Annotated in this window: 9 protein-coding genes, 1 tRNA gene and 1 pseudogene; 4 read left to right on the forward strand and 7 right to left on the reverse strand. The window is 73.4% G+C overall.

All coding sequences use genetic code 11. The features are described 5' to 3' along the window. Positions 1-44: 44 nt before the first annotated feature. The 5 genes from ACGFYU_RS16545 to ACGFYU_RS16565 form a co-directional block, all read right to left on the reverse strand. Complete coding sequence (locus ACGFYU_RS16545; protein ID WP_393827982.1) at positions 45-848, reverse strand: ABC transporter ATP-binding protein; 804 nt, start codon at positions 846-848, stop codon at positions 45-47. Continuing rightward, entirely contained in the window at positions 845-3568 is a 2724-nt protein-coding gene (locus tag ACGFYU_RS16550) for an ATP-binding cassette domain-containing protein (protein WP_393827983.1), read from the reverse strand. The genes ACGFYU_RS16545 and ACGFYU_RS16550 overlap by 4 nt, the downstream gene beginning before the upstream one ends. A 15-nt stretch (positions 3569-3583) precedes the next feature. After that, positions 3584-4846 carry an ABC transporter substrate-binding protein gene (locus ACGFYU_RS16555; protein ID WP_393827984.1) on the reverse strand — a complete coding sequence of 421 codons (1263 nt, stop codon included), beginning with the start codon at positions 4844-4846 and terminating at the stop codon, positions 3584-3586. A gap of 115 nt (positions 4847-4961) precedes the next feature. Then, a complete protein-coding gene (locus tag ACGFYU_RS16560; RefSeq protein ID WP_393827985.1) occupies positions 4962-6785 on the reverse strand; it encodes an AMP-dependent synthetase/ligase in 1824 nt (607 codons plus the stop codon). A 225-nt stretch (positions 6786-7010) separates the two neighbouring features. Next, the gene (locus ACGFYU_RS16565) at positions 7011-7862 is read right to left on the reverse strand and encodes a LysR family transcriptional regulator (protein WP_393827986.1); all 852 of its coding nucleotides are present in this window, start codon (positions 7860-7862) and stop codon (positions 7011-7013) included. Positions 7863-8010: 148 nt separating this feature from the next. On the opposite strand from ACGFYU_RS16565, the gene ACGFYU_RS16570 reads away from it, so the two are divergent. Continuing rightward, entirely contained in the window at positions 8011-9045 is a 1035-nt protein-coding gene (locus ACGFYU_RS16570; RefSeq protein ID WP_393827987.1) for a bile acid:sodium symporter family protein, read from the forward strand. A 9-nt stretch (positions 9046-9054) separates the two neighbouring features. Beyond that, positions 9055-9489, forward strand: coding sequence for a (2Fe-2S) ferredoxin domain-containing protein (locus ACGFYU_RS16575; protein ID WP_393827988.1), 435 nt, complete (start codon positions 9055-9057; stop codon positions 9487-9489). A gap of 5 nt (positions 9490-9494) precedes the next feature. Here the strand turns inward: ACGFYU_RS16575 and fdhD are convergent, their stop codons facing one another. Beyond that, a complete protein-coding gene (gene fdhD, locus ACGFYU_RS16580; protein ID WP_393827989.1) occupies positions 9495-10322 on the reverse strand; it encodes a formate dehydrogenase accessory sulfurtransferase FdhD in 828 nt (275 codons plus the stop codon). 200 nt (positions 10323-10522) lie between these two features. Between fdhD and ACGFYU_RS16585 the strand changes: the two genes are divergently transcribed. After that, the gene (locus ACGFYU_RS16585) at positions 10523-11464 is read left to right on the forward strand and encodes a beta-ketoacyl-ACP synthase III (protein WP_393827990.1); all 942 of its coding nucleotides are present in this window, start codon (positions 10523-10525) and stop codon (positions 11462-11464) included. A gap of 202 nt (positions 11465-11666) precedes the next feature. Beyond that, a tRNA-Leu gene (locus tag ACGFYU_RS16590) sits at positions 11667-11751 on the forward strand. Between the two features lie 625 nt (positions 11752-12376). Here ACGFYU_RS16590 and ACGFYU_RS16595 read toward each other — a convergent pair. Beyond that, positions 12377-13096: pseudogene (locus tag ACGFYU_RS16595) on the reverse strand (IclR family transcriptional regulator C-terminal domain-containing protein); the annotation flags it as partial. Between the last annotated feature and the right edge of the window lie 19 nt (positions 13097-13115).

A 13115-nucleotide genomic window follows, 5' to 3' on the forward strand; every position in this document is an offset into this window, starting at 1 on the left:
TCCCGCCATCCTCCCGCGCCCGCCGGCCGATACGCCCGCGACCCTCAGGCGCTCCCGCTCCCGCTCCCGCTCCCGCTCCCGAGATACGCCTCCCGCACCACCGGATCGGCCCGTACCTCCGCGGCCGTGCCCTCGGCGAGCACCGTGCCCAGGTCCAGGACGACCACCCGCGTGCACAGGTCCATCACGAAGGCCACGTTGTGCTCCACCAGCAGCACCGCGCAGCCCTCCTCCGCCAGCCGCCGGACCACCGCCGCGAGCTGTGCGCGCTCCGGCGCCGACATGCCGGACGCCGGTTCGTCCAGCAGCAGCACCCGCGGCGGATCGGCGACCGCGCGGGCCAGTTCCACCATCCGGCCCTGACCGACCGGCAGCCCGCCCGCGTACGAGGTCCCCAGCGCGCCGATCCCGCAGTCGGCCAGCACCCGCTCGCCGCGCTCGCGGCGCGTCCGCTCCCGGGCACGCCGCGCCGGGAAGGCGAGCAGATCGGCGGCCGGCCCGCCCCCGCCGCCCCGCCACTCCTGCGCCACCAGCAGGTTGTCGGCCACGCTCAGCTGGCCGAACAGCTGCTGGCGCTGGAACGTCCGGCGCATCCCGTGCCGGGCCCGCCAGACGGGGGAGCGGCGGGTGATGTCCGCACCGTCCAACAGCATCCGCCCCCGGTCGGGCCGCCGGATCCCGGACAGGACGTCGAACAGCGTGGTCTTCCCGGCCCCGTTCGGCCCGATCAGCCCGCACACCTCGCCCGCGCGGATCCCGAGGTCCACCCCGTCAAGCGCCCGGACCCCGCCGAACCGCACGCCGATGCCGCTGGCCTCCAGCACGTACCCGTTCACGTCGCCGTTCACGTCGCCATCCCCAGATAGGCCTCGGCCAGCCGGTCCGCCTCCACCTCGGCGCGCGGGCCGCACCAGGAGACCCGGCCCTGGGAGAGGTACGCGACGGTGTCGGCGATGCCGAGGATCTCCGCCGCCTTCTCCTCCACCAGCAGCAGCGCGGTCCCGGCGTCGCGGAGTTCGGTGAGCAGCGCGTACACCTCCTCGACCACGCGCGGGGCCAGCCCGAGCGAGGGCTCGTCGGCGATGAGCACCTCGGGCGGCCGCTGGAGCAGCGGGGCCAGCGCCAGCATCTGCTGCTCGCCGCCGGACAGCGCCCCGGCGGCCACGCCGCGGCGCTCTCCGAGCCGGGGGAACCGGTCGTAGACGGCGGCCCGGGCATCGGGTTCCCGGAGGTACAGCGCCAGGTTCTCCTCGATGGTGAGCGCCGGGAAGATCCCGCGGCCTTCGGGGGCGAGCAGCACCCCGGCCCGTGACCGGCGTACGGGGCCGTCGGGGGTGGCGTCCCGGCCGCGGATCCGTACCGTCCCGCCGGTCACGGGCAGCAGCCCGGCGGCGACCCGGCACGCGGTGCTCTTGCCCGCCCCGTTCGGCCCGAGCACGGCGAGGATCTCCCCCTGCCGCACGGCGAGATCGACCCCGTGCAGCACGAGTCCGCCGTCGTACCCGGCGGTGACGCCGCACAGCTCCAAGGCGGGCCCTGCCGGTTCGGGCCGCGCGGCGGGGACGGGCCCCGCAGGCGGCTCGTCCCCCAATCGCCCTGCGGGCAGTACAGCCCCGCCGGCGTTCGAGGCGCGGGGGTTCGGGGCGGACGCCCGAGAAGCCCCCGCCCGCCGCTTCGCCCACCGCACCGGCACCGCCGCGCAATACCCGTCCGGATCGTTCGCCAAGGCCAACCCCGCCAGCCCGAACAGGATCACCGGCAGGTGCGCGGACGACGTGACATAGTCCGACAGCACCCGCGGGGCCACCGCGAACACCAGCCCCGCTACCACCGCGTACGGCGCCCGCCGGACCCCCGCCGCCACCACCACGGCCAGCCATACCAGCCCCGTCATCGCCGTGAAGTCCGTCGCCGTGATCCGGGTGTTGTACGAGGCGTACATCACGCCCCCGAACCCGGCCAGCCCCGCCGACAACGTGAACAGCAGCAGCTTCGTCCGCAGCACCGACACCCCCGACGCCATCGCCGCCGCCGGCGCCGACCGCACGGCCAGCATCGCCCGCCCCGACGGCGAGTTCCGCAGCGCGCTCAGCCCGGCCGCGCACAGGGCGGCCAGGACCACCAGCGCCACCCCCAGCGCCCGGTCGTCGGACAGGTCCACCGGCCCGAACACCGGCCGCGGAACGGACCATCCGGAGTCCCCGTTCCGCAGCCAGCGCAGCTGGAACAGCACCTGGTCGGCCAGGAACGCCAGCGCCAGCGTGGCCAGTGCCAGCGACCGTCCGCCCAGCCGCAGCGCCGGCAGCGCGACGAGCGCCCCCAGCAGCGCCGCCACGCACGTGCCGACCGCCAGCGCCGCCACGAACGGCCAGCCCCGGCTCATCAGCAGCCCCGCCACCAGCGCGGCCCCGGTCACGAAGGTGCCCTGGGCCAGCGACACCATCGCCCCGAGCCCCGTCACCACCGTGAAGGACATGAACACCAGCGAGATGGCCAGCCCTTGCGCCAGCAGCCCGCTCCAGAAGGGGGTGGTCACCGTATAGAACGCCACGCACAGCACGGCCGCGCCGACCGTCCACACCCCCCACCGCCGCGCCCACGAGGCCCCGGCCAGATGGTCCACCGGCGGGGTGTCCACCGCCGCGACCCCCGCCGTCCGGGCCCGCCGCGTCAGCACCAGCAGGCCACCGAACAGGATCAGGAACGGCACCGCCGTACGGAAGCCCGTGATGCCTTCGGCGAAGGAGGCGTATCCGGCGACCAGGTTCTGCAGGACCCCGAGCCCCAGCCCTCCCGCGAAAGCGAGCGGCACGGACGCGAACCGGCCGATGACCGCCGCCGTCGCCGAGACGAACAGGAAGAGGGTGAAGTCGTGCGCGGACAGCCCCAGCAGCGGGGTCGCCAGCACACCCGCCAGCCCGGCCAGCACCGACGCGATCATCCACGCCACCGACGACAGCCGGTCCGCGCTGATCCCGCGCAGTTCGGTCAGCGAGCGGTTGTCGACGGCGGCCCGCAGCCGCAGTCCGAGCCGCGTGTGCCGCATCAGCACCCACAGGGCCACCGCCACCACCGCCGTCACCACCCAGGTGATCAGCTGGTCGGAGTCGATGCCGACGCCCTCCGCGAGCTGCCAGGACCGCGCGGGGCTCGGCCCCACCCCGGGCAGCCCGAACTGGTTCTCCGCCGGTTTGACCGGCGCGCCCGCGTCCGTCAGCAGGTCCACCGCCCACAGCCCGGCGGCGGGCAGTGCCACCAGCAGCCCGATGGTCGCCACGATCTGCGCCGTCTCGCCGACCTTGGCGAGCCGCCGGAACATCAGCCGGTCCAGCCCCCAGCCGAGGCCGGGCGCCAGGACGAGCACCACCAGTAGCGCCGCCGGGACGGCCGGCCAGCCCAGGCCCGAGTGCAGCTCGTAGAAGGTGAGCGCACAGAGGTAGGCGGTGGCCCCGTGCGCGAAGTTGAACAGCCCGGACGCCGAGTACGACAGCACCAGCCCGGTGGCGAGCAGTGCGTACAGGGCGCCGGAGACCAGACCGCTCAGTACGAAGACGAGCAGATCCCCCATGCCTTGACCCCACCCCTACTTGAAGGGGATGGGCTCGTAGCACTTGAACGGGACGGAGACCCCGTACGCGCCGTCCTTCAGCTGTACGAGCGCCCCGCAGCCGAAGCTGTCCTTCTGCCCCTTGGGCTCGGACCGGTCGCCGACGAGGGTGGCGGTGTCGGAGAAGCTCTGCGCGGCGGCCTGGAAGGACTCGACGGTCAGGTCCTTGCCCGCCTTCTGCGCGATGGACACGAACAGGTCGGCGGACATGTACCCGGTCATCATGTGCATGTTGAGCGGCACGTCCTGGCCGCCCGCCGCGGCCTTGATGTCGGCCTTGAACTGGGCCATCTTCGGGTTGTCCGACTCGAAGGGCTCGAACTGGAGCAGCACGTGGACCCCGTCGAGCGCCTGCTTGGTGGCGTCCTTGGCGAGCAGCCCGGGGTCGTAGTCGGTCGGGTCGGAGAGCAGTCCCTTGTAGCCGCTGCGCTTGAGCGCGGTGAACAGCCCGATGTTGTTGGGCGTCTGCATGACGGAGACGACGGCGTCGGGCGCCTTGCCGCCGTTGCTCTCCAGGATGTCCTTCACGTACGCGGACCAGTCGCTCGGCACGGCGGTGCCGGGCACGGAGGCCTTGGCGTAGGAGACGGTGAAACCGGCGCTGGCGAAGCCCTGTTGGAAGGTGCGGATGCCGAACTTTCCGGCGTCGCTGTCGTTCGCGATGATCGCCACCGACTTGCCCTGGGCCCCGCCGAGGACCTTGCCGATGCCCTCGGGCCAGGTCTGGTTGAGCGTGCCGCCGGGGGTGGGGACCAGGCAGCCGTTGAAACCGTAGATGTACTTGGGCCCGCAGAAGGAGGGCAGCGTGCCCCAGCCGAAGGTGGGGACCTTCTCCTGTTCCAGGAAGTCGGCGCCGGAGAAGGTCACGGAGCTCATGGGGGAGACCGCGAAGACCTTGTCCTGCTGGACGAGTTTGCGTGCGGCCGCGAGGTTCTTGGCGGGGTCCTGGCCGTCGTCCTCCGCGCCGAGGTAGTCGATCTTGCGACCGTGGATGCCTCCCTCGGCGTTGGCTCTGAGGTACCGGGCCTTGGCGCCGAGATCGGTGTCCTTCTTGCTGTAGCCGCTGGCGCTCGTCATGGAGACGATGCCGCCGACCTTGATGGAGTCGGCGGTCACCCCGCGGGAATCGCCGGCCGCACCGGGCTTTCCGGGGGCGGCCTGGTTGGAGGCGGAGTTGCAGGCGGAGACGAGCGCGAGGGCCGCCGCCGCGGCGGCCAGTGTGCGGATCGGTCGCAACATGTCGGGGATCCCCTCCGGTCGGAATCCCCGCATTCTGTGCGCGACCTGACGGATCGTCAATATCAACGGACGGGTGAAGTGACGATCCGTCAGGTGGCTGGTCCGGGTGTCGCGCTCACGACTCGTACAGGGCCGCGACCTCCTTCGCGTACACCTTCTCGATCGCCCGGCGCTTGAGCTTCAGGGAGGGCGTCAGCAGCCCCCGCTCCTCCGTGAACTGTTCGCCGAGCACCCGGAAGGTGCGGATCGCCTCCGCCTGCGAGACAAGGGTGTTGGCCGCCACCACCGCCCGGCGGACCTCCGCCGTCAGGTCCGGGTCGTGCACCAGATCGGCCGCCGGCAGCTGCGGGCGCCCGCGCATGGACAGCCAGTGCGCGACCCCCTCCATGTCCAGGGTGAGCAGGGCCGCTATGTACGGCCGGTCGTTGCCCACCAGTACGCACTGCGACACCAGTGGATGCGAGCGCACCCGCTCCTCCAGCGCGGTCGGCGCGACGCTCTTGCCGTTGGAGGTCACCAGGATCTCCTTCTTGCGGCCGGTGATGGTGAGGTAGCCGTCCTCGTCCAGCCGTCCCAGGTCCCCGGTCGCCAGCCAGCCGCCGCGCAGCACGGCCTCAGTGCCGCGCGGGTCGTTGAGGTACCCGGAGAAGATGTGGCCGCCGTGCAGCCAGACCTCCCCGTCCTCCGCGATGTGCACCGTGCCGCCCGGGATCGGCCGGCCCACCGTGCCGTACTTCGTCGCACCCGGCGGGTTCGCGGTGGCCGCCGCGCACGACTCCGTCAGCCCGTACCCCTCGAAGATCGTGATCCCGGCTCCGTCGAAGAACAGCCCCAGGCGGCGCGACATCGCGGACCCGCCCGACATGGCGTGCCGCACCCGGCCGCCCATGGCCTCGCGGACCTTCCCGTAGACGAGCTTCTCGAAGAGCTGGTGCTCCATCCGCAGCCCGGCCGAGGGGCCCGGCCCGATGCCGAAGGCCTTCTGCTCGCGCGCCTCCGCGTACCGTACGGCCGCCTCCACCGCCCGGTCGAAGGGACCCGTACGCCCCTCCGCCTCGGCCTTGCGGCGGGCAGCGGCGAAGACCTTCTCGAAGACGTACGGGACCCCGAGCACGAAGGTCGGCCGGAACGCGGCGAGGTCCGGCAGCAACTCGGCCGCCGCCAGTACGGGTTGGTGCCCGAGCTTGACGCGCGCCCGGACGGCGGCCACCTCCACCATCCGCCCGAACACGTGGGCCAGCGGCAGGAAGAGCAGGGTCGACGGCTGCTCGCCGGGACCGGCCTGGAAGACCGACTCCCAGCGGGTCACCATGGTGTCGGCCTCGAACATGAAGTTCGCGTGGGTGAGTACGCAGCCCTTGGGCCGGCCGGTGGTCCCGGAGGTGTAGATGACGGTGGCGGTCGCGTCGGGGGTCACGGCCCCGCGATGGCGGTGCACGACGTCCTCGGCGACGCCGAGCCCGTCGGCGACGAGCCCCTCGACGGCGCCGGCGTCGAGCTGCCAGAGCAGGCGCAGGTGGGGGAGCCGGTCGATGACCGAGCCCACCGTCATGGCCTGGTCCTCGTTCTCGACCACGCATGCCGTGCACTCGGAGTCGTACAGGATCCAGTGCACCTGGTCGGCGGAGGAGGTCGGATAGACGGGGACGGGCTGGGCGCCGATCGCCCACAGGGCGAAGTCGAAGAGGGTCCACTCGTACCGGGTCCGCGACATGACGGCGACCCGGTCCCCGAACCGCACCCCCTGGGCGAGCAGCCCCTTGGCGAGCGCGAGCACCTCGGCGGCCAGCTGGCCGGAGGTCACGTCCCGCCAGACCCCGTCGGTCTTCCGGCCGAGCACCACCCGGCCCGGGTCCTCCTGGGCGTGCCGGAATACGACGTCGGCCAGCCCGCCGACGGGCAGGCCCGTGACGACGGGTGGGACGGTGATCTCGCGCAAGGCCCCGCTCCTCTCCGCGCGCCGCGGCGAACGTACCGCCCGGTTCGGCGGAGGTTGATCACCCTGCGGATACCTCCACAAGACCTCCCCAGTGGCGCGGGCATACCGCTGCGCGGGGCCTCCCCACCCCACCCCCTCCCGAAACCGGGGGTTCCGCACCCGGACCCCCCGCCCCGGGGCTGGGGCGGGGTGGGGAGAAGGCTCCGCGCAGCGGCGGGCGGCCGGTCAGGCCGGGCGGCTGAGGCGGTCGCCCCCGGCGAGGACGGCCGCCGCCAACGCATCCGCGGCGGCCGTAGGGCGGCGCCCCTGCAGGAGCGCGAAGTCCACCGGACCCAGGTCCGGGAGGCCGCCGATCCGGACCAGGCCCGGCGGGATCAGGCCCCTGGTGTGGGCCATCACCCCCAGCCCGGCCCGCGCCGCCGCGATCAGCCCGCTCAGACTCCCGCTCGTGCACGCGATCCGCCACGCCCGCCCCTCCCCCTCCAGCACCTCAAGCGCCCGCGCCCGCGTGATCCCCGGCGGCGGAAAGACGATCAGCGGAACCGGCCGATCCGGGTCCACCCGCAGCCCTTCCGCTCCGATCCACACCATCCGGTCCCGCCAGACCAGCCGCCCCCGCTCGTCCCCCGGGCCCCTCCGCTTCGCCAGCACCAGGTCCAGCCGCCCCGCGTCCAGCCGCTCGTGCAGCGTCCCGGACAGCTCCACCGACAGCTCCAGGTCCACCTCGGGATGCTCGTGCCGGAAGCCCTCCAGGATCTCCGGCAGCCGCGTCAGCACGAAGTCCTCCGAGGCCCCGAACCGCAGCCGCCCCCGCAGCCGCGTCCCCGCGAAGAAGGCAGCCGCCCGCTCGTGCGCCTCCAGGATCGTGCGCGCGAAGCCCAGCAGCGCCTCGCCGTCCTCCGTCAGCTCCACACTGTGCGTGTCGCGGACGAACAGCGGCCGCCCCGTCGCCTCCTCCAGCCGCCGCACGTGCTGGCTCACCGTCGACTGCCGCACGCCGAGCCGCCCGGCGGCCTGCGTGAAGCTCAGCGTCTGGGCCACCGTGAGGAACGTACGCAGCTGGACAGGGTCGTACATACCGCCCATGCTAGCCGCGCCCATCGCGATTCGTGATGACAGTAAGTGCGGTGTGCAGGTTTCCCGATCACCACCCCACCCCCGACCATGAAGGGGAGCCCCAGGGGGCCCAGACCCCCACCCCGACAGCAAGTGAGCCCCCCCGCACATGCGCCGCCCGCACCTTCCCGCCTGGCTGCCCCTGGACCCGTACATCCTGGCCCTCCTCGGCACCGTCGGCCTCGCCGCCCTGCTCCCCGCCCGCGGCCCGGCCGCCACCGCCGCCGACGGCGCGGCCACCGCCGCCGTGGCCCTGCTCTTCTTCCTCTACGGCGCCCGGCTCTCCACCCGCGAGGCCCTCGACGGCCTGCGCCACTGGCGGCTCCACGTCACCGTGCTCGCCTGCACCTTCCTCCTCTTCCCCCTCCTCGGCCTCGCCGCCCGCGCACTCGTCCCCACCCTCCTGACGCAGCCCCTCTACAACGGCCTGCTCTTCCTCTGCCTGGTCCCCTCGACCATCCAGTCCTCCATCGCCTTCACCTCGATCGCCCGCGGCAACGTCCCCGCCGCGATCTGCGCCGGCTCCTTCTCCAGCCTCGCCGGGATCGTCCTCACCCCCCTCCTCGCGGCGGCCCTCCTCGGCAACAGCGCCGGCGGGTTCTCCCTCGACTCCCTCGTCAAGATCGTCGTTCAGCTCCTCCTGCCCTTCCTCCTCGGACAGGCCCTGCGCCGCTGGGTCGGCGGCTTCCTCGTCCGCCACAAGAAGGTGCTCGGCTACGTCGACCGCGGCTCGATCCTGCTCGTCGTCTACGCCGCCTTCAGCGCGGGCATGGCCGCCGGCATCTGGAACCAGGTCGGCGTCCCGCGCCTCGGCGCGCTGATGCTGGTGGAGGCCGTACTCCTCGCCGTGATGCTCCAGGTCACCTGGTACGGCGCCGAGCGCCTCGGCTTCGACCGCGCCGACCGCATCGCCATCCAGTTCGCCGGGTCGAAGAAGAGCCTCGCCGCCGGACTCCCCATGGCCAGCGTGCTGTTCGGGGCCCAGGCGAGCCTCGCCGTGCTGCCGCTGATGCTCTTCCACCAGATGCAGCTCATGGTCTGCGCCGTCCTCGCCCGCCGCCGTGCCCAGGATCCCGAAGAGGCCGCCGACCGTGTGGCGGAGGTCTCCCGCCCGGTCCAACACCCCGGCTCCCGGGCCCGGTAACGTGCGGCGGTGACCTGGATACGCCCGCTCGCCGCCCATGCCGAACGCCCCTGCACCCTGGTGGTCTGCCGCGGCTGCTGCTGCGGAGACCCCCGCAAGAACCCGGGCTCCGACCATGCCGGTCAGCTGGCCCGCCTCCGCGAGGCCGCCGCGGCCTCCGGCGGCCGCCTGGCCGTCCGTACGAGCGACTGCCTCGGCCCCTGCGCCCAGGCCAACGTCATCGTGGTCCAGCCCACCACCGAGGCCCGCCGCCGCGGAGCCCGCGCGGCCTGGTTCGGCTGGGCCCTGGACGACACCGCGACCGACGAGATCATCGCCTGGGCGGAAGCCGGCGGCCCCGGCTCCACCCCGGTCCCGCCCACCCTCGACCTCCACCGCATCGACCCGCCGGCCCCCAAGGAACCCCCGAACTCCACCCGCCGCGGCCGCCGCGGCAAGCGCTAGGACGGTCAGTGGTCGATCCGCTCCTCGCCCGCGTAGATGTTCATGTTCGGACCGCGCAGGAAGCCGACCAGGGTCAGGCCCGACTCCAGCGCCAGGTCCACCGCGAGCGAGGACGGTGCCGAGACCGCCGCCAGGATCGGGATGCCCGCCATCACGGCCTTCTGGGCGAGCTCGAAGGAGGCCCGGCCCGAGACCAGCAGGACCGAGCCGGTCAGCGGGAGGAGGCCGGCCTGGAGGGCCCGGCCGACGATCTTGTCCACCGCGTTGTGCCGGCCCACGTCCTCCCGCAGGTCCGCGAGTTCGCCCTCCGCCGTGAACAGCCCTGCCGCGTGCAGCCCGCCCGTACGGTCGAAGACCTTCTGGGCCGCGCGCAGCCGGTCCGGGAGCCTGCCGAGGAGATCGGCCGGTATGCGTACGGGGTCCGCGGCGATTCCCGGGAAACGGGTCGCCGTACGGACCGCGTCCAGGCTGGCCTTGCCGCACAGGCCGCAGGAGGAGGTGGTGTAGACGTTCCGCTCCAGCGTGATGTCCGGCACGGGCACTCCCGGCGCCAGCTGCACGTTGACCACGTTGTAGGTGTTGGAGCCGTCCTCCGTCGCGCCCTCGCAGTAGGTCACGGCCTGGACGTCCTCGGCGCGCCCCAGCACGCCCTCGCTCACCAGGAAGCCCACCGCCAGGGCGAAGTCGTCCCCCGGGGTGCGCATCGTGATGGCCAGCGGCCTGCCGTTCAGCCGGATCTCCAGCGGCTCCTCGGTCACCAGCGTGTCCGGACGGACCCCGGCCGCACCGTTCCGGATCCGGACGACGCGACGGCGCTCGGTGACCCGTCCCATGGTGATCCCCCACCCCTTCGGTTCTCGTTCCTGTGACAACCCCATTGTCCCGGTTCCGCTTCGTCCCCCGCTCCGACAGGTCGATCCTCGGGAATCTCCAAATTCCGGGGCCCGAATCCTGTCGGATCACGCGCACACGTACCCACCGGTAGCAGGCAAAGCTGGGTGATCCTGACTTCCTTACGAGGGGAATCCCGCCCATGACCGGTTCACGCGTGGTGGCGCTAGGGCACTACCAGCCCGCGAAAGTGCTCACCAACGAGGACCTCGCGGCCATGGTCGACACCACCGACGAATGGATCCGCACCCGGGTCGGCATCAAGACCCGCCACATCGCGGGCCCGGACGAACCGGTGGACGAGCTGGCCTTCCAGGCGGCGGGCAAGGCGCTGGCCGGTGCCGGCCTGAGCCCGGACGATATCGACCTCGTCCTGGTCGCCACCTCCACCGCGATCGACCGCTCGCCCAACATGGCGGCGCGCGTCGCCGCCAAGCTGGGCATGGGCGGCGCCCCCGCCGTGATGGACATCAACGTCGTCTGCTCCGGCTTCACGCACGCCCTCGCCACCGCCGACCACGCCATCCGGGCCGGCTCCGCCACCCGCGCGCTGGTCATCGGCGCCGACAAGATGGCCGAGATCACCGACTGGACCGACCGCACCACCTGCGTCCTCACCGGCGACGGCGCGGGCGCCGCGGTCGTCGAGGCCTGCGAGGAGCCGGGCATCGGCCCGGTGCTGTGGGGTTCGGTCCCGTCCATGGGCAACGCCGTCCGCATCGAGGGCTCGCCGCCGGTCTTCGCGCAGGAGGGCCAGTCCGTCTACCGCTGGACCACCAGCCAGCTCCCGCCGCTCGCCCGCAAGGTCTGCGAGAAGGCCGGGGTCCTCCCGGAGGAGCTGGCCGCGGTCGTCCTCCACCAGGCGAACCTGCGGATCATCGAGCCGCTCGCCGCCAAGATCGGTGCCGTCAACGCCGTCGTCGCCCGCGATGTCGTCGACTCCGGCAACACCTCGGCCGCCAGCATCCCGATGGCCCTCTCCAAGCTGGTCCAGCGCGGCGAGATCCCCTCCGGCGCCCCGGTCCTCCTCTTCGGCTTCGGCGGCAACCTGTCCTACGCGGGCCAGGTCATCCGCTGCCCGTAACCCCGGCGGGGGCCCCGGCCACAGCCGGTCCGGCGGCGCGCCCCACTGCGGCGAGACGCCCCGTCTCGCTTCACCCGTAGGCGCATGCGTGCAGGTCAGCACGGCGTGGCGGACGGCGGCCGCTCGGATATGTGGTCGGAGGCCCGCCGATCCCCTGCTATTGTTGTCCATGTCGCCGCGGGAAACCGGGGCCGACCACCTAGTCCGGGTGGCGGAATGGCAGACGCGCTAGCTTGAGGTGCTAGTGCCCTTTATCGGGCGTGGGGGTTCAAGTCCCCCCTCGGACACAAGCAAGAGCCCCACACATCGTGTGGGGCTCTTCTGTTGTTCCGGTCCCTTCCCTCACGTGTGCAGGACGACCAGGCCGCCCGGGGTGGTCAGGGTGCCCGGGGTGACCTCGGTGAAGGTGTGGGGGAGGGAGAGGCGCGGGGGGTCGGTGTCCGGGGCGGCGTCGAAGAGGTAGGCCGCCGCCGTGGTGGTGTCGCTGACCAGGTGGGGGCCGCCGGGGGACGGGGCGGTGCCCGTCACGGGGGTGCGGAAGAGGCGGCGGAGGTGGCGGAGGGTCTCCGGGGTGACCGGGCTCCGGGTGTGCCGGGGCTGCGGGGGCAGGGAATCCGGGGAGAGGGGGTCTCCGGGGTGGCCGTCCCGGGAGTGGGGGTCCTGGGAGTGCCCGTCCCGGGAGTGGGGGTCCTGGGCGTAGCGATCCGGGGCGTAGGGGTCTCGGGAGTACGGGTCCTGGGCGTAGCGATCCGGGGCGTAGGGGTCTCGGGAGTGCGCGTCCTGGGCGTAGCGGTCCCGGGCGTAGGGGTCCCGGGTGTACGGGTCTCGGGAGTGCGGGTCGTGGGGGCGGGTGTCCTGGGGGTGGGAGTCCGGGGTCGGGGTGGGTGGGGCGTCCGGGGGGATCGCGCCGGTCAGGAGGAGGGCCAGGAGGACCGGGACGGCCTTGCGGCGCAGGGCCTCGGTGGCCGAGTGCAGCCGGTGGGCGTGGAGGGCGGGCAGGGAGAGGGCGAGGCTGCCGGCGGCGTCGCCGGTGGCGATCGGGACCGCCGAGCAGACGACCCCGGGGGAGTATTCGAGCAGGTCGAAGACGGGCGCGCCGGGGGCCACCGCGTCCAGGGCGCTGAACAGGGCCCGGCTGTCGGTGATGGTCTGCGGGGTGAGCCGGGCCGGCCGGTGGCGGGCCACGTGGTCGGCGCGGCGGTCGTGGTCGAGCTGGGTCAGCAGGCACTTGCCGACGGCGCTGGCGTGCGCGGCGGCCCGGAAGTCCACCCACTCCCGCACCGGCGGGGCCGCGGGCCCGTCCGCCATCTGCGTGATCCGGACCTCCCCCTCGGCGTACCGGCTCAGGTACACCGCGGCGCCCGCGCTGTCCCGGGCCAGGGCCAGGGTGCGCTGGAGCTGGCCCGCCAGGCCGTGGCCGCCGGGGGCCGCGAGCCGGTCCAGGGCCGGCCCGGGCGCGTAGACCCCCGCGCCCGCGCGGTACGCGTACTCCTCCTCGCACAGCATCGACAGCAGCGGCCCGAGCCCGGCCTCGGTGAGACCGGCCTTCCGCGCGAGCCGGCCCGCCCGGACCCCGAGCGGGTGCTGCTGCAGGACCCGTACGACGGCCAGCGCGCGGTGGGCCTCCGCCAGCGCCTCGCCGGTCCCGGCC

The sequence above is a fragment of the Streptomyces sp. NPDC048337 genome (assembly GCF_043201175.1).
In the GTDB taxonomy this organism is placed as follows: Bacteria; Actinomycetota; Actinomycetes; order Streptomycetales; family Streptomycetaceae; genus Streptomyces.

What these genes read in the sequence shown, in the direction of transcription:
- fdhD (WP_393827989.1), bottom strand. Translation starts at nt 10,322, where the DNA reads ATGGGACGGGTCACCGAGCGCCGTCGCGTCGTCCGGATCCGGAACGGT.
- ACGFYU_RS16565 (WP_393827986.1), bottom strand. Translation starts at nt 7,862, where the DNA reads ATGTACGACCCTGTCCAGCTGCGTACGTTCCTCACGGTGGCCCAGACG.
- ACGFYU_RS16550 (WP_393827983.1), bottom strand. Translation starts at nt 3,568, where the DNA reads ATGGGGGATCTGCTCGTCTTCGTACTGAGCGGTCTGGTCTCCGGCGCC.
- ACGFYU_RS16555 (WP_393827984.1), bottom strand. Translation starts at nt 4,846, where the DNA reads ATGTTGCGACCGATCCGCACACTGGCCGCCGCGGCGGCGGCCCTCGCG.
- ACGFYU_RS16585 (WP_393827990.1), top strand. Translation starts at nt 10,523, where the DNA reads ATGACCGGTTCACGCGTGGTGGCGCTAGGGCACTACCAGCCCGCGAAA.
- ACGFYU_RS16570 (WP_393827987.1), top strand. Translation starts at nt 8,011, where the DNA reads ATGCGCCGCCCGCACCTTCCCGCCTGGCTGCCCCTGGACCCGTACATC.